This window comes from Kribbella sp. NPDC056861 (genome assembly GCF_040687575.1).
Classification (GTDB): Bacteria; Actinomycetota; Actinomycetes; order Propionibacteriales; family Kribbellaceae; genus Kribbella.
Window position 1 is genome coordinate 938791 of the sequence record NZ_JBFBNQ010000002.1, and the last position, 15475, is coordinate 954265.

At 67.6% G+C, this 15475-nt stretch carries 14 protein-coding genes; 7 read left to right on the forward strand and 7 right to left on the reverse strand.

Annotated features, from left to right (window positions below; translation table 11 throughout):
* Nucleotides 1-158: 158 nt before the first annotated feature.
* The 3 genes from AB0P21_RS11470 to AB0P21_RS11480 are packed head-to-tail and all read left to right on the forward strand — an operon-like array spanning nt 159 to nt 2526.
* The gene (locus AB0P21_RS11470) at nt 159-965 is read left to right on the forward strand and encodes an ATP-binding cassette domain-containing protein (RefSeq protein WP_363695751.1); all 807 of its coding nucleotides are present in this window, start codon (nt 159-161) and stop codon (nt 963-965) included.
* Nucleotides 962-1750: an ABC-2 family transporter protein gene (locus tag AB0P21_RS11475; protein WP_363695752.1), complete on the forward strand. Its 789-nt coding sequence runs from the start codon at nt 962-964 to the stop codon at nt 1748-1750. The genes AB0P21_RS11470 and AB0P21_RS11475 overlap by 4 nt, the downstream gene beginning before the upstream one ends.
* Nucleotides 1747-2526 carry an ABC-2 family transporter protein gene (locus AB0P21_RS11480; RefSeq protein ID WP_363695754.1) on the forward strand — a complete coding sequence of 260 codons (780 nt, stop codon included), beginning with the start codon at nt 1747-1749 and terminating at the stop codon, nt 2524-2526. Before AB0P21_RS11475 ends, AB0P21_RS11480 begins: the two co-directional genes overlap by 4 nt.
* Here the strand turns inward: AB0P21_RS11480 and AB0P21_RS11485 are convergent.
* The 5 genes from AB0P21_RS11485 to AB0P21_RS11505 all read right to left on the reverse strand — a co-directional run bounded on the left by AB0P21_RS11485 (nt 2523) and on the right by AB0P21_RS11505 (nt 8834).
* Entirely contained in the window at nt 2523-3878 is a 1356-nt protein-coding gene (locus AB0P21_RS11485) for an extracellular solute-binding protein (RefSeq protein WP_363695755.1), read from the reverse strand. The two genes, AB0P21_RS11480 and AB0P21_RS11485, sit on opposite strands and share 4 nt — an antisense overlap.
* Before the next feature lie 10 nt (nt 3879-3888).
* Nucleotides 3889-4770 (reverse strand): carbohydrate ABC transporter permease, encoded by an 882-nt coding sequence (locus tag AB0P21_RS11490; protein WP_363695757.1) that lies wholly within the window; start codon nt 4768-4770, stop codon nt 3889-3891.
* Nucleotides 4767-5681, reverse strand: a complete 915-nt coding sequence (locus AB0P21_RS11495) for a sugar ABC transporter permease (protein ID WP_363695758.1) — start codon at nt 5679-5681, stop codon at nt 4767-4769. The genes AB0P21_RS11490 and AB0P21_RS11495 overlap by 4 nt, the downstream gene beginning before the upstream one ends.
* A 46-nt stretch (nt 5682-5727) precedes the next feature.
* Nucleotides 5728-7854, reverse strand: a complete 2127-nt coding sequence (locus tag AB0P21_RS11500) for an alpha-galactosidase (RefSeq protein WP_363695759.1) — start codon at nt 7852-7854, stop codon at nt 5728-5730.
* 98 nt (nt 7855-7952) lie between these two features.
* A complete protein-coding gene (locus AB0P21_RS11505; RefSeq protein ID WP_363695760.1) occupies nt 7953-8834 on the reverse strand; it encodes a nucleotidyltransferase domain-containing protein in 882 nt (293 codons plus the stop codon).
* A 61-nt stretch (nt 8835-8895) separates the two neighbouring features.
* Here AB0P21_RS11505 and AB0P21_RS11510 point away from each other — a divergent pair, with 61 nt between their 5' ends.
* From AB0P21_RS11510 to AB0P21_RS11520, 3 genes are all read left to right on the forward strand, one after another.
* On the forward strand, nt 8896-9465 hold the full coding sequence (locus tag AB0P21_RS11510) for a helix-turn-helix domain-containing protein (protein ID WP_363695762.1): 570 nt from the start codon (nt 8896-8898) through the stop codon (nt 9463-9465).
* Nucleotides 9462-10178, forward strand: a complete 717-nt coding sequence (locus AB0P21_RS11515) for a hypothetical protein (RefSeq protein WP_363695764.1) — start codon at nt 9462-9464, stop codon at nt 10176-10178. Before AB0P21_RS11510 ends, AB0P21_RS11515 begins: the two co-directional genes overlap by 4 nt.
* A 133-nt stretch (nt 10179-10311) precedes the next feature.
* Nucleotides 10312-11514, forward strand: a complete 1203-nt coding sequence (locus AB0P21_RS11520) for a hypothetical protein (protein ID WP_363695766.1) — start codon at nt 10312-10314, stop codon at nt 11512-11514.
* Here AB0P21_RS11520 and AB0P21_RS11525 read toward each other — a convergent pair.
* The gene (locus tag AB0P21_RS11525; protein ID WP_363695768.1) at nt 11507-12163 is read right to left on the reverse strand and encodes a class I SAM-dependent methyltransferase; all 657 of its coding nucleotides are present in this window, start codon (nt 12161-12163) and stop codon (nt 11507-11509) included. The genes AB0P21_RS11520 and AB0P21_RS11525 overlap by 8 nt on opposite strands.
* 64 nt (nt 12164-12227) lie before the next feature.
* Here AB0P21_RS11525 and AB0P21_RS11530 point away from each other — a divergent pair, with 64 nt between their 5' ends.
* Nucleotides 12228-12800: a TetR/AcrR family transcriptional regulator gene (locus tag AB0P21_RS11530; protein WP_363695770.1), complete on the forward strand. Its 573-nt coding sequence runs from the start codon at nt 12228-12230 to the stop codon at nt 12798-12800.
* 49 nt (nt 12801-12849) lie between these two features.
* Here AB0P21_RS11530 and AB0P21_RS11535 read toward each other — a convergent pair whose 3' ends face one another.
* Entirely contained in the window at nt 12850-15150 is a 2301-nt protein-coding gene (locus AB0P21_RS11535; RefSeq protein WP_363695772.1) for a M4 family metallopeptidase, read from the reverse strand.
* Between the last annotated feature and the right edge of the window lie 325 nt (nt 15151-15475).

Here is a 15475-nt window from a genome sequence, read left to right on the forward strand (position 1 = left end):
ACACTCCTCAGTGCTCGCAGTTCTCCGACTGCACCGATCGTGTCGCCACACCCACCCCCACCGCGTCGTCTCCACGGCGACACCTCGCCTACTCCCGCTGAGGTACACGGCCGAAAACCAGGTGATCCAGATCCCGCCGGGGCGCTAGTCTCGAACAGGTGCCTGCGATCCGGACGAATGCGCTGACCAAGACCTACCGCTACACCGAGCAACGCCCCGGTCTGGGCGGTGCCGTCAAAGGCCTCTTCCGCCCGCAGCGCCGTGAGCGCGTCGCGGTCGACTCGCTCGATCTCACCGTCCCGCGCGGTCAGGTGATCGGCCTGCTCGGCCCGAACGGCGCCGGCAAGACCACCACCATCAAGATGCTGTGCGGCCTGCTCCGCCCGACGGCAGGCGAGGTCGCGGTACTCGGCCATCGCCCGTCCAAACGCGGCTACGACTTCCTCTCCCGGATCTCGGTCGTCTTCGGCCAGAAGTCGATGCTCTGGTGGGACGTCTCGACGTACGACTCGCTGCTGATCCACAAGGAGATGTACGCCCTCCCGAAGGCGCGGTTCGACCAGTCCGTCACCGACCTCGCCGAGCGCCTCCAGATCCAGGACCTGCTGAACATCCCGGTCCGCAAGCTCTCACTCGGCCAGCGGATGCGCTGCGAGCTGATGCTCGCCCTGCTGCACGGCCCCGACCTGCTGTTCGCCGACGAGCCCACCGTCGGCCTGGACGTGGTCGCCAAGCTCACCGTCCGCACTTTCCTGGCCGAACTGAACCGCGACCTCGGCACCACGATCGTGCTGACCAGCCACGACATGAACGACGTCGCCGCCCTGTGCGACCGGGTCGCCGTCATCAACCACGGCCGCACCATCTTCGACGGCGACCTCGCCGCCCTCCGCGCTCAGTCGGACGCCGGAGTCGACGCCGACCTCGACCAGGTGATGTCCAAGCTCTTCACGGCCGACGCGTGAGGTCCGCCCGCGTACTCCGTGCGCTGATCGCCCGCGAGATCACCACCACCCTGACCTACCGCTGGTGGCTGCTGTTCCTGCAGCTCGGCAACATCATCGCCCCGGCGATCTCGCTGCTCGTCTGGCGCGGCGCCATCGAGCAGGGCGCGACCCCGCCGGTCACCGAGTCCTTCCTGACGACGTACCTGGTACTGGTCAGTGTCGTCACCATGCTGACCTCCAGCTGGACCTCGGCCTACCTGGCCGAGAGCATCCGGCTGGGCGGGCTGAGCAAGTGGCTGATCCGCCCGTGCTCGACTCACCTCAACGGCCTCGCCAACAACGTCGGCGAGAAGCTGGTGAAGCTCGTCCTGCTGATCCCGTTGGTCGCCGCTCTCGGCGTCATCTTCCGCGACGAGGTCGCCCTGCCGTCCTCGGTCGGTCGCTGGCTGGCCTTCCTGCTGGCCCTGCTGATCGCCGGCGCGATGACGTTCACCCTCGACATCGTGATCGGCTCGCTGGCGTTCTGGTTCGAGGACGTCACCGCGGTCAACCGGCTGCGCTTCCTGCTCTCGGGCATCCTGTCCGGCGCGCTCATCCCGCTCGCCCTCTTCCCCGCGATGTTCTCCGGCTTCCTCGCCGTCCAGCCGTTCCGGTTCATGGTGTCGTTCCCGCTGGAGGTCCTGCTGGGCGCGCCGTCCGCCGGCAGTTTCGCCCTGCAGGCAGGCTGGTTCGCCGCGTTCCTCGGCGTTGCGGTGTTCACCTGGCGAGTCGGTCTGCGCAGCTACCAGGGAGCCGGCGCATGAAGCGGTACGCCCGGCTCTGGTGGAGTTGCTTCCGGCAAGCGGTCCGCCGCGACCTGCAGTTTCGCAGCCAGACGATCATCAACGCTGTCGCCTCGGCCGCGGAGCTGGTCCTCGGCCTGATCCCGGTCCTCATCCTCACCGGTATCGCGCAAGCCGCCGACGGCTGGAGCGGACCGCTGACCCTGGTCATCGTCGGCCTGTACGGCGCCTGCACCGGCCTGATGGACTGCTTCGTCACCCCGAACCTCCGCCGGATCGACGGCTACGTACGCCGCGGCGAACTCGACCTGATCCTGATCCGCCCGGTCAACGCCCAGCTCTTCGCGACCTTCCGCTGGATGGAGCCGGCCGAGCTCGGCCGGGTCCTCACGGGTCTGAGCCTCGCGGTGGCCGGCGCCCACGCGGCGAACGTGCAGCTCGATCCCGCCCTGCTCGCCCAGGCAGCGCTCTGGACCGCGACCGGCTGCATCGGCTACAGCCTGCTCTGGGCCAACCTGGTCTATCTCGCGTTCTGGCTCGACAGCACGGACCCGGTCAACGACGTCGCCCTCCAGCTCCGCGAAGCCGGCAAGTACCCGCTGGTCTACTTCCCGAAGTCCGTCCAGCTGGTCCTGACCACGATCGTCCCCGCCGGGCTGATCGCGGCGGTGCCGGTCGACGTACTGACCGGCACCGCCACTGCGCTCCCAGCAGGTCTGCTACTACTGGCCATCGGCTTCGCCTTCACCGTCCTGCACTGGCACCTCGCCAGCCGCCGCTACAGCAGCGCCAGCTAGGAGTTCGCCGACAGGATCTGGTTGACGTCGTTGTTGGCCTGGATCAGCGAGCTGGGGTCGGACTGGAAGCCCAGCACCGACTCCATCGCCGGCGTCATCACCGCGGTGACATCGGCAGCGTTCGGGTTGGCCGGGTAGGGGAAGACGTTGCCCGCCTCAACAGGTTCGAGGAAGGGTGCGATGTCCCAGCCCGCCTTGGCGAACGCGGCCGTTGCCGTCGGCATACTGGCACTGACCGCGGGGAAGACGACCGCAGCCTTGGCCACGATGTCCTGGGCCTGCTGCGAGCCGAGGAACTTCACCCACGCCCAGGACGCGTCCTTGCGGGTGGTGCCCGCCCAGATGCTGTCGGCCAGCCCGTTCATCATCGACATCCGCTTGCCGTTCGGACCCTCCGGCAGCCGGGCCAGCTTGGTCTTCACCTGCTTGAGCAAGCCGTAGGTGCCGAGCATCCACGACCCGTTCGGGGTGATGCCGTACTTGCCCGCGCCGAACGTCGCGGTGATGTCGATTCCGGACTTGGCCTGCGCCAGCGTCGGCATGTACCCCTTGGTGATCAGCCCGCGCCACCAGCCGATCGTCTCGGTGAACTTCGGGTCGCCGTAGAAGAACTTGGTGCCCCACGGCTCGCCCTCGGAGTACTTCCAGCCGTTGGTCGCGGCGTACCAGCTCCAGCTGGTCTGGCCGTCGGAGCCACCGGCGTCACCGAAGCCGAGGCCGTAGACCTTGATGTTCTCCTTGTCGAAGCCGGGCTGGTCGCCTCGCCGGCCCTTGCTGTCGACGGTCAGCCGGGCGACGATCTGCTCGAAGGTGCCGCCGTCCTTCGGATTCCAGGTCATCGAGTTCAGCTGCTCGGCGCTGATCCCGGCCGCTTCGGTCAGCGCGCTGTTGTAGAAGTAGACCTCGGTGTCGAAGTCCTTCGGCAGTCCGTACCGCTTGCCGTCGGCACCGACCCAGCGGTCCGCCAGTCCCTTCTGGTAGATCCCCAGATCGACGTTGTCCTTGGCGACGTAGTCGTCGATCGCGAGCACCTGGAGCTTGTCGGCGAACAGCGGGTACTTCGACGAGTGCGACGTGAACACGTCGGGCGCGGTACCGGAGATGAAGCCGGTGACCAGCTTGTTCCAGTAGTCGTTCCAGCCGTTCTGCTCGATCTTGACCGAGTACTGCGGGTTCTGCTGCTGGAAGGCCTTGGCGCACTCCAGGTACATCGGCAGCTGGGCGGCGTCCCAGAGCCAGTAGGAGATCTCGCCGTCGGGCCGGTCGGCGGCGCCGTTGTTGCAGCCGGCCACCGCCGAGGCGGCCAGGCCCGCGACTCCGGCCTTCAGCAAGGTTCGTCGGGACAGGTTCATCGCAGCCACCTCACTTGATTCCGGAGAAGCCGATGGAGTTGGTGATCCGCTTCGCGAACACCAGGAAGAGCAGGATCATCGGCAGCGCGGCGATCAGCGTCGCGGCCATCAGACCGGCCCAGTCCGGGCTGCCCTGCGGGGTCTGCGAACGGAAGATGCCCAGGGCAACCGTCAGCACGCGGACCTGTTCCTGCTGCCCGACCAGCAACGGCCAGAAGTAGTCGTTCCAGGAGTTGATGTAGGTCAGGATGGCCAGCGTCGTGATCGGCGCCACGCTCATCGGGATGATCATCCCGAAGAAGATCCGCCGGTGCCCGGCGCCGTCGATCATCGCCGCCTCCTCCAGCTCACGGCTGATGCCGAGGAAGAACTGGCGCAGGAAGAAGATCGCGAACGGAGTCATGAAGGCGCCCGGCAGGATGATGCCGGCGAAGCTGTTCAGCAGCCCGAGGTTCTTGATCAGCACGAAGTTCGGCAGCGTGGTGAAGATCGGCGGCACCATCAGCGCGGCCAGGAACAGTGCGAACACCTGGTCCCGGCCGGGCCAGCGCAGCCGGGCGAACGCGTACGCCGCCATCGCGCTGAAGAACACCTGGCAGACCGTCGTGACGGCTGCCACCACCAACGAGTTGCGCAGGTAAAGCCAGAAGTTGACCGAGGCACCTGATCCGCCCTGGGCTTGTGCTTCGGCAACGGTTGACAGGCCGAGCACCCGCTTGAAGGCGCCCAGCGTCGTCTCGACCGGGAGCAGCGAGCCGGGGTGGCCGGCCAGCTGGGTGTTGTTCGACAGCGCGGTACGGAGCATCCAGTAGAACGGGAACAGGGTCAGGATCGTCAGCACGATCAGGCAGGCCCAGGCGACCACGCGGCCCGGACTCACGCGGGTCCTCATGACAGGTCACTCTCCTTGGCCCGCAGCAACCGCAACTGCAGCAGCGACACGATCGCCAGGATGGCGAACAGCACCATCGCCATCGCGGAGGCGTAGCCGAAGTCGAACCGGGTGAACGCCCGCTCGTAGATGTAGTAGTAGATCACCCGGGTCGCGTTGATCGGACCGCCCATCGTGGTCACCGCGACGGTGTCGAAGATCTGGAACGAGCCGATCATGGTGACCACCAGGACCATCACCATCACCGGCCGCAGCAGCGGCAGGGTGATCCGCCAGAACGTCTTCAGCTCGGACGCGCCGTCCACCTCGGCCGCCTCGTACACGTACTTCGGAATCGTCTGCAGGCCGGCGAAGACGAGCAGCGCGGTGTAGCCCATGTGCCGCCAGACGTTGATCCCGGCAACGGTCGGGATGGCCCAGTGCGAGTCGCCGAAGAACGCCACCGGGTCGATCCCGAGCCAGCTCAGGCCCTGGTTGACGATGCCGATCTGGAAGTCGAGCATCCAGTACCAGACCAGCGCGACCACGACGTTCGCCACCAGGTACGGCGCCAGGATCACCGCCCGGACCGTGATCGACTGGGTCAGCCGGTACATCAGCATCGCGATCCCGACCGCGAGCACGGTCTGCAGCCCGATGTTGATCACGACGTACTCGACGGTGACGCCGAGCGCGTTCCAGAAGAACTTGTCGTGGATCATCCGGTCGTAGTTGTCCAGGCCGTTGAACCTCGGCGCGGACAGCAGGCTGTACTCGGTGAAGCTGAGGTAGGCACCCCGCAGCGTGGGCCAGATGTAGAACACCACGAAGCCCAGCGTCGCGGGGGCCAGGAAGATCATCGCGACCTTCAGATCCCCGTACCTTCGTCGTTTCCGCCGTACGCCGTCCGGCGTACTCGTCGTCGTGGTCACGGGGACGTTGTCCTCCTCGGGGTTGGCCGTCGGCCGGGCGACGGCTTCAGTCGATCGCTCGGACTTCCAGCAGGATCGCGGTCTCGGGCCACTGCGCCGGCACCTGGACGCCGACCGCCGCCAGTGCGGCGCCGTTCAGCTCGACCGTGCCGCCGTCGGCCCACCACTTCGCCGAGTGCCGCGGCTCCGGGCCGGGCGCGGCGATCTTGCTGACCCGGTAGACCCGGTCCTTGGTGAGACCCGGCAGCCGGACCCGGCCCGTGTCGGAGGTGATCGACTGGGCCAGCTGCACCGCGGAGTACACCGTGTGCGAGCCGTCCTGAGCGATCACACCGTGCAGCAGGAAGTCGTCCGAGCCACGATCGGCGCGAACAACCCGCCCGGTGTGCAGCAGTGGCCGCAGCGACTTGTGCAACGCGACCCACCCTGCCAGCTCTTCGCGTTCCCCGGCCGACGCCGCGCTGATGTCCCACTCGATGCCGAAGTGGCCGAACAACGCGGTGGCCGCCCGGAACGCGAGCGTCTGGGTCCGGCCGGTGGTGTGCGCCTTCGGCGGGCCGACGTGGCAGCCGATCAGCTCCGGCGGCAGCAGCAGTTGGGTGTAGCGCTGGATCTTCTGCCGCTCGAGCGCGTCGTTGCTGTCGCTGCCCCAGACCCGGTCGGTCCGCTCCAGGATGGCGAGGTCGACCCGGGCGCCGCCGGACGAGCAGGACTCGATCTCGACGCCGGGGTGGCGGCGCTTGAGCTCGTCCAGCAGCCGGTAGACGCCGAGCGTCTGCTCGTGGATCCCCGCCGTACCGGTCTGCTGGTTGCCGCCGTCAACGAAGTCGCGGTTGTGGTCCCACTTGACGTAGCTGATGTCGTACTCGGTCAGGATGCTGTCGATCCGCTCGAGCAGGTAGTTCCAGGCCTCCGGGATGCCGAGGTTCAGACCCTGCTGGTGCCGGGCGGTCGGCGGCAGCCGGTTGCCGGTGGCAAGGATCCAGTCCGGGTGCTCGCGGGCCAGGTCGGAGTCGGGGTTGACCATCTCCGGCTCGAACCACAGCCCGAACTGCAGGCCGAGGCCGGTCACGTGGTCCACCAGCGGGTGCAGGCCCTTCGGCCAGATGCCTTCGTCGACGTACCAGTCGCCCAGGCCGGCGTGGTCGTCACGGCGGCCGCGGAACCAGCCGTCGTCGAGCACGAACCGCTCGGCGCCGACCTCGGCGGCCGCGTCGGCGAGTGCCTTCAGCTTGTCGAGATCGAGGTCGAAGTACACGGCCTCCCAGGTGTTCAGCACGACTGGGCGGTCCGTCTTCGGGTGCGTTTCGCGGGCCCGGAGGTACTCGTGGAATCGGGTCGACAGCTGGTCGAGGCCGACGCCGTACGAGCCGTAGATCCAAGGGGTGCTGTAGGAGCCCTCGGGTTGGAGGCGGCCTTCGCCGGGCAGCAGCAGCTCGCCGCCGCCGATCACGGCGTACCCGCTCATGCCGCGTTCGGCGTACGAGCGGTGGTTGCCGCTCCAGGCGGTGTGCACGCCCCAGACCTCGCCAGAGCCGAAGTCGAAACCGCGGCCGCCCGCGATCAGCAACAGGGTGGCGTCGGCGCCGGTGCGACCGCGGCGGTTGTCGCGGATGTGCGCGCCCTGCGTGAACGCGTGCCGCTGCGGGTGCCGCTCACCGATGTGCCGGCCGGTCAGGTCGAGCAGCTCGGTCGCCTCGGTCGGTACCGGCAGCGCGAGCACCAGCCCGTCGACCGTGTACGCCGATCCGCCGGTGTTCGTCAGCTCCGCCTTGGCCCGGACCAGACCCGAGTCGGTCAGCTCGATCACCAAGGCGAGACTCACCCCGGCCTGCGCGTCGGCAGCGGCGACGTTCACGGTGTTGCCGGTCTGCGTCACCTCGCCGAGCTGGAAGGACGCGGAGAAGTTCTGCCCATCACGATGCCCGTTGAGCCCCGGCAGGCCGAACCAGCCCGCGGAGTACTCCGGCACGATCGCGACCGGCAGGTTGTCGTCCAGCCCGTTACCCTCCTGGACCGCACCGGCTCCCCGCCTGAGCCCAACCAGCGCCGCCTCGTCCAGCGGTCCCAGGTCTGCACCCCAGTGCAGCACGGACGGCAACGCCGGACCGGAACAGTCCAGCACAAGACTGACACCCGCCGAGCGGAGCTGCAGCACCTTGATGTTCGACACTGTTGATTCACTCTGCTTTCTGATTGTTTTCAGGTTGAAACTATTTACCCAACCAGGTCCGCTGTCAATAGCTTCACCTGGTTAAGTAAATATCGCAATCAGCAGCAGGTGTCGTGCGCACTCCTCTTCCGGACCGACCTCAGCCAGCCGTCCACCACCGCCACATCAGGAGTCGCCGGGAGGCTCGTCGTCCGCAGCGCGCGCTCGAGGTCGGCATGCAGCTCGATCCGCCAGCGCTCGACCTCGCCCCACGACACCTCCCCGCGCCGTACCGCCAGCAGCCGCTCGCGATGGTCGCCGACATCGACCAGCAACTCACCTTCGTCGAGCAGCGTCCGCGCAGCGATCAGCAGGCGGATCAGGTGCATCACGTGCTTCCACTTCGGAGCACCGTCCCGGCGGAAGTCCGCTTCGATCTTCTTGAACTGGCTGAGCACATAGCCCGAGTAGGTCTGGTAGGCCAACTGCGACAGGAAGCTCCGGCGGAGGCCAACAAGCTCCTCGCCGAGAGGGGTCTGCTGTACGACAAGCGGTGAGTGCAGTACTTCGAGCAGGTTGGGGTTCGCCTTCAGCGCCAGCTCACAGAAGCGCTCGACCTCCCACGAGAACCACTCCTCGTCCGGCCCGTCGACATGCATCGGCGGTTTGCCCAGCGACCAGAACATCTCGGTCGGCGCGACGTACACGCCCCGCGTGTCGGTGTCCGAGGTCTCCGTCTCCAGCCCGTACGCCCTCGACCCCACCACCGCCGCGTAGATCGTGTGCTCCCGCACCAGCCGATGCCCGTCCGGCTGATCCACCGCGATCGCCTCGGCCTGGTACTCCGAGCGCAGGCTGAGCTGGTCGGCTCGGACGGTCAGCTCCCGCCCGTCCACCAGCTTCACGACGTACTGACCGTCGTCGGTGATCCTGCTGACTCGCCCGGTCGCGCCGGCCCGTTCCCGCACCACGACCTGACTCCCCACCGGCAGCTGCGACATGCGTCCCATGCTCTCCCATCGCGTATTGACAAATGAAACTGTCAATACCACAGTGGGCGGCATGAAGTTGCTGGAGGAGCCCGAAAAGGTCCGGGCAGCGCTGTCGCCGTTGCGGCGGCAACTGCTCGACCTGTTGCAGGAGCCTGCGTCCGGGACTCAGCTGGCGGCTGTGTTGGAGCTGCCTCGGCAGCGGGTCAACTACCACTTGCGTGAGCTCGAGAAGGCCGGGCTGGTCGAGTTGGTCGAGGAGCGGCAGCGGCGGGGGTGCGTCGAGCGGATCCTGCGCGCGACCTCCGGGTCGTTCGTCGTCGATCCGTCGGTGATGGGCCGGGCCTTCAGCCAGCTCGGCGATCAGTACGCGGCCGAGCACCTGGTGGAGGTTGCCGCCGGCACCGTTCGCGACGTGGCCCGGATGCAGAACAAGGCCGATGCCGAGGGCAAGCGGCTGCTGACCTTCACCTTGGAGACAGAAGTAAGGCTGGGCAAGCCTGGCGATCTGCATCGCTTCACCGATGCGCTGACCGAGGCGGTTCGGCAGGTGGTCGAGGCATTCGATACGCCCGATGGGCGGCCTTATCGACTGGTCGCCGGCGGTCACCCGGCACCGCGGAGTACAGGAGGAGCTGAATGAGCGAGGGGACGCCGCGGATCGTGGTGACCGTGGCCGCGCCGGTCGAGGCGGTCTGGGACGCGCTGCGGAACAAGGAGAAGATCCAGCACTGGCACGGCTGGGAGTACGAGGGGCTGGATGCCGAGATCGACCTGATCTTCTTCACCGCCTTCACCGAGGACGGCGAGGCGCACACGCTGGAGCTCCAGGGTGGCGACGTGTTCGCGGTCGAGCCTTGGGAGGGCGGGTCGCGGATCACGCTGACGCGGGCGCCGCACGGCGACGACCCGGAATGGGATGCGTACTACGACGACATCACCGAGGGGTGGACCACGTTCATCCAGCAGCTCCGGTTCGCGTTGGAGCGGCATCCGGGTGAGGCGCGGCGGACGCTCTTCTACTCGGGCGCGGGTGATCGCAGTACGGGGCCGGCTTCGGAGTTGGGGCTCGACGGCGCTGTTGGTTCGGCGTACGAGGGTGAGGTGGTCGGCGAGCTGGTGACCGGTCAGGTGTTCTTCCGGTCCGAGAACCAGGTCGGGCTGACGGTGGACCAGTGGGGCGACGGGTTGCTGGTGCTCAGCCATGCCGGCGTCTCAGAGCAGAAGCCGACCGGCGCAGCGATGGCCGTGCTGACCTTCTACGGCGTCGGCGACGAGGTCCGCGCAGGTGTCGACGCGCGCTGGCAGGCCTGGTGGTCGCCCCGCTATCCGGAGCAGAAACTGCCCGGAACCTGACCCGGTGGTGACAGGGCGCAAACGTGCCAGCACTCTCGGTCTATCTTCGGTCGTTACCCGGAAGTACATTCTCGCTGCACGGTGACCGTCACGGGGTCCGATCGGTCGCCACCTTCCACGAGGGGACCGCCCGGTGCTCAGTTCACGTCGCCTGTCTTTGTCCATCACCGCACTCGCCCTGACGGCCGGCAGCCTGGTCGTCGCCGCCCCCGCAGCCCACGCGGACGGCCCCGGCTCCGGTACGCCGTACGTCGTGACCGTCGGCGACTCCTACATCTCCGGCGAAGCAGGCCGCTGGGCCGGTAGCTCCAACAACTCCGAGGCGCCGGCCGACGCGCTCGGCGCCCACGCGTACCACGACAACCCGGCCGGGACCGCGGAGACGATCGCCAAGTGCCACCGCAGCAAGTCGGCCGAGGCGTACATCGGCGGCGGCGTCGGCGGCCTCAACCTGGCCTGCTCCGGCGCCCGCACCGCCACCTCCGCCGGAGACGACTTCAAGCCCGGGCTCGACTTCTACGACAACGGCGCCGGCAAACTCGGCCAGGCGAAGCTCCTGCAGCAGTTCGCGGCCGGCCACAACGTCAAGCAGGTGGTCGTCTCGATCGGCGGCAACGACTTCAACTTCGCGTCGGTGGTGCAGTCCTGCGTGACGAACTTCCTGGTCTCGCCTTCGTGGAACCCGGACTACTGCCGCGACGACTCCTCGGTGGTCGCCAACTTCACTGCGGCCAACGTCACCGCGGTGCGTGGCCGGATCTCGACCGCCTTCCAGAACGTCCGGACCGCGATGCGCAATGCGGGGTACGGCGACACCGCGTGGACGTTGCTGGTGCAGACGTATCCGTCGCCGATCCCTGCGGCCAGTGGCTTCCGCTACGGCCAAACCGGCTTCACGCGGCAGAGCACCGGTGGCTGCGGCTTCTGGAACGCCGACGCCGACTGGGCCAACACCACCGCCCTGCCGACCATCAACAGCACCGTGCGGGCGGCGATCGGTGAGTCCGGGTTGGCGAATGCGCGGCTGCTGGAGCTGCAGTCGACCTTCAACGGTCGCCGGCTCTGCGAGAAGACTGTCGGGTTGTACGAAGAGGTCGGATTGTCCTCCTGGACCCAAGCGACGGCTGTCGACAAGACCGAGTGGGTCAACCAGATCCGCACCGTCACCACGGTCGGCTCGAACTACTTCATCCAGGAGTCCATCCACCCGAACTACTGGGGTCAGCTGGCTGTTCGCTCGTGCGTCCGGCAGGCCTACACCCAGAACCGCGGTGGTTCCTGCGCGATCGCCGGCACCGGTCTGCTCAACGGCGAACCCCGCATGACCCTCAACTAGCCGCCCGGCAACTGATCTCCATCCCGTCCTCGACCGGGAACTCGGTGCTGACGTACCCGTTCGCCGAGTCGCGCACATACGCCAAGTACTCCCCCATGCTCGCGAAACTGATGTCATCGGCAACAACCAGAGCACCCGGAGCGAGCCGGTCCTCCAGCAGGCGTAGTACCGGAAGGCAGAGGTCCTTCCACCCGTCCAGCAGCACGAAATCGATCGGACCCGGCACCTCGGCGAGCGTCTCCAACGCGTCCCCGCCCAGGATGGTCACCGAGGTGCCAACCCCGGCCTCATCCAAACTCCCCCGCGCAGCAGCGATCTTCGTCTCGCTCAGCTCGGTCGTCAGCACTCGCCCGACCCCGTTGTCGGCAACAGCAGCAGCCAAGTACACCGTCGAGATCCCGTACGACGTACCGAACTCCACCACCGTCTTCGGCCGCACCGCACGCACCAGCGAATACAGCAACCCACCCCCAGCAGCGGAGATCGGCATGTAGACCTCCGCCAACGCATCGGCACGCTCCAAAGCGGTCGCCGACTCATAAGAACGACCCTCCGCCCAGGGCGAAGGCACATCATCGTCGCGCTCCGCATCGGCGAACAGCCGATCGAGCACGTTGCGGACTTCCGGACTCTCCAGTGTGTTGGTCATGACAGCTAGGCTAGACGCAACGTAGAGTCTAGACAAGAACACCCCCACGGAGGAGCGATCGGGCATGCACCACGGCAACAGACACGGGCGGAGCGAGGAGGCGCGGCAGTCCGTGCTCGAGGCAGCCGACGGTCTCCTGGTGGAGAAAGGGTTCGCCGGGCTGACGATGGAGGGCATCGCCACCAGGGCAGGCGTCGCCAAGCAGACGATCTACCGCTGGTGGCCGTCCAAGACCGAGATCCTGCTCGAAGCCTTCATCGACGACGCCGCGGACTACCTGACGCCGCCCGACACCGGCGACCTGGCCACCGACCTCCGCCGCCACCTGCGCCGGATCGCAGACTTCCTCACCAAGACAGACGCCGGCGCCGTCTTCCGCGCTCTGCACGGGCAAGCACAACACGACCCGGCACTAGCGGAGCGGCTCCGCGAAGACCACCTCGTCGGACAACGCGAGCGAGACCGCCAGCCGTTGCTCAAAGCAATCAACCGCGGCGACCTCCCCGCGACCACCGCGGTCGATGCGGTGATCGAGCAACTGGTCGGCCCGATCTACTACCGCGTCCTCGTCACCGGCGAGCCGGTCCCCCGCAAGTACACCAACCACCTCGTCACGCAGTACCTGGCCCGGACGTGACGAGACCCCGGCAACCCATTGGGTGGTTGCCGGGGCCCCTCTCAGGAGGTCAGCTCAGGTTCAGGCCGGTGTCGTCGATGACGAACGAGGTCTGCAGGGAGCTGTCTTCGATGCCGGTGAAGGTGATGGTGGACGTCGTGCCCGCGAGGGACGAGACGTTGAAGGACCGCACCTGGTAGCCGGCGGCCTTGTTGAGGTTCGAGTACGTCGCCAGCGTGGTGGCGCCGGCCTTGACGGTCAGCTTGTCGTACTGGACCGTCGTGGTCGTTTCGGCCGAATCGATGTGCAGCCAGAACGACAGGGTCGCGGTGCAGCCGGCCGGGATGGTGACGGACTGGCTCAGGGTGTCGGTGTGCGTGGTGCCGTAACCGTCCAGCCAGGCCTTCTTCGTGCCGCCGTGGCTCGGCTGGCCGGAGGAGCTGTCGATCACCCCGGACGTCGCCGTCCACGGTGTCGCGCTCGCGGCTTCGAAGCCCGGGTTGCCGAGCACCTGACCGGAGCAACCGCCGCCGCCACCGGTGATGGTGAAGGTGAACGACGTGCTGCCCGAGCCGCCCGCGGTGGCTGCGGCCGTGGCGGTGACGTTGAACGTGCCCGCCGCGGTCGGAGTACCGGAGATGGTGCCGGTGGAGGAGCCGATGGTGATGCCGCCCGGCAGGCCGGTGGCCGACCAGGTGTACGGCGCGGTGCCGCCGGTAGCGGTCAGCGTGAACGAAGCGATCGCAGTACCGACGACGCCGGTCTTGTTGCCCGGGTTGCCGACGGTGACGCCGCCGCCCGTCGTACAGGTCGGGTCAGCTGCCTGCGCCGGAACGCTCACCGCGTCCCACGCCGCCTTGACGGTGTTGAACTCGGCGCAACTGCCCGGGTACAGGTTCTTGGCCGCGGTCAGGGTCCAGGTGCGGTACTTCAGGTACGTGCTGCTGCTGGTCTTCATCAGCATCGCGTTGTACATGATCTTGATGGCCTTCTGGATGCCCAGCCCGGTCACCGTCGAGCTGTTGCAGGTCGGGCTCGCCGGTGAACCGTTGCTGCCCTGCGACAGCAGGTAGAACCAGTGGTTACCGGGGCCGGCCGCCGCGTGCACCTCGGTGCCCGGGATCGAGCTCGAGTAGCAGTTGGGGTCGCCGAGCGCCGACGGGTTGTACATGTTCCGGATCGGCCCGCTGCCGACCAGGTTGACCTCTTCGCCGACCAGGAAGTCCGGCGGGTCGTACGCCGCCGGCTGGTTGCTGTAGTACTCCGTGGCCGCGCCGAACGTGTCGGCGACGAACTCCTGCGTTCCGCCACCCGAGATGCCGCCCGGAGTGTGGTCGTCGATGCCGTGGCCCATCTCGTGCGCCACCACGTCGAGCGAACCGATCCAGCCGCCGGCGGTGTTCTTGCCGATCTGGACCTGCGTGCCGTCGTAGTACGCGTTCTGGTCGTTCAGGCCGACGCGGATCGGCCAGGCGCCGCCGCTGCCGTCCATGCCGTTGCGGCCGAGCCAGTCGGTCAGCATCTTCTTCTCGGTCTGCGCGGCGTAGAGCGCGTCGACGCAGCCGGTCTCCTTGTTGGTGCCGGTGCCGTTGCCCCAGTTGTCGTCCGGGCCGGAGAACGTCTGGTTGTTCGCCGCGTCCTGGCAGGACAGGTTCGTGGTGACCGGGTCCTTCATCGAGTAGGTGCTACCGGTCAGCGTGGTGGCCAGGGTGACTGGGGGCGGACCGCTGAAGGCGGGTGTTCCGTTGCCGGCCAGCACGTGCTCCTTGGTGCCGAGCACCTTGCCGGTGGCCGCGTCGACGTACACCGACAGGCTCGACGGCTCGCTGCCGTTGCTGCCGGTGACGCGGGACTGCCAGGCCAGCCGCGGGGTGCTGCCGAGGGCGTACACCGCGAGCGTCGGCGTCGTACTGGCGGTGACGCTCTTGAGCTGCTTGGTCGCGGTCGCCTTCGCGGTGGCGGCGTTGACACCGGCCTTGGTGGCGAGTTCGGGGATCGCGGCGGTCTGCGCGACCGAGGTCGCCTTGACGGCGCCGGCGGCATCGGTGACGACCACGAAGTCGCCGCCGATCACGGGCAGGCCCTTGAACGTCCGCTCGTACGGGACGTACTGCAGCCCGGACGGGTCGGAGATGACCGGTTTGGCGATGAAGCTGTCGCTCTTGCCGGCATGCAGTCCGGCTGGGCGGCCCGCCACCAGGGTCGAGGCGGACTGGGCCGCGAACGTCTTCGACTGGGCCGGTGTCGGCCTGGGCGGTGGCGCCGCACTCGGTGCGGCGGTGGAGACCGTGGATCCCAGCCCGGTGACTACCGTGAGACTGGCGATCGCGAGAACGGTGGCGGATGTGCGGGAACGCTGGAACAAGACCATCGGTATGGTCCCTTCGCGACAATGGTGCTGGGCGGGTCGCGCACCGCCGGGCTGGCAAGCGGCAGCACCACCTCCGCCTGGAACGCTCCGGCTCCCCACTCGACGACCTGCGATCCCTCCCCCTCTTCCACCGCCGGTGAAGCGCGCGACCGGACACTATGCCTGCCGATATTCGCCAGCAAGGCGCGGAAATGCCGCTGACACCAACACGCCAAGTGACTGCGTTGTCACCCTCCAGAGACCGCTTTCCACCCCTCAGATCCATGACAAATGCCATGGGTGCCCGGAGGTTTGAAACCGGGCCGCTTGGGACGTTGTCAACGAC

Bases quoted from the DNA above. Each gene is read 5' to 3' on its own strand.
- AB0P21_RS11480 (WP_363695754.1), top strand. From the start codon at position 1,747: ATGAAGCGGTACGCCCGGCTCTGGTGGAGTTGCTTCCGGCAAGCGGTC.
- AB0P21_RS11485 (WP_363695755.1), bottom strand. From the start codon at position 3,878: ATGAACCTGTCCCGACGAACCTTGCTGAAGGCCGGAGTCGCGGGCCTG.
- AB0P21_RS11490 (WP_363695757.1), bottom strand. From the start codon at position 4,770: ATGAGGACCCGCGTGAGTCCGGGCCGCGTGGTCGCCTGGGCCTGCCTG.
- AB0P21_RS11505 (WP_363695760.1), bottom strand. From the start codon at position 8,834: ATGTCGCAGCTGCCGGTGGGGAGTCAGGTCGTGGTGCGGGAACGGGCC.
- AB0P21_RS11510 (WP_363695762.1), top strand. From the start codon at position 8,896: ATGAAGTTGCTGGAGGAGCCCGAAAAGGTCCGGGCAGCGCTGTCGCCG.
- AB0P21_RS11515 (WP_363695764.1), top strand. From the start codon at position 9,462: ATGAGCGAGGGGACGCCGCGGATCGTGGTGACCGTGGCCGCGCCGGTC.
- AB0P21_RS11525 (WP_363695768.1), bottom strand. From the start codon at position 12,163: ATGACCAACACACTGGAGAGTCCGGAAGTCCGCAACGTGCTCGATCGG.
- AB0P21_RS11530 (WP_363695770.1), top strand. From the start codon at position 12,228: ATGCACCACGGCAACAGACACGGGCGGAGCGAGGAGGCGCGGCAGTCC.
- AB0P21_RS11535 (WP_363695772.1), bottom strand. From the start codon at position 15,150: ATGGTCTTGTTCCAGCGTTCCCGCACATCCGCCACCGTTCTCGCGATC.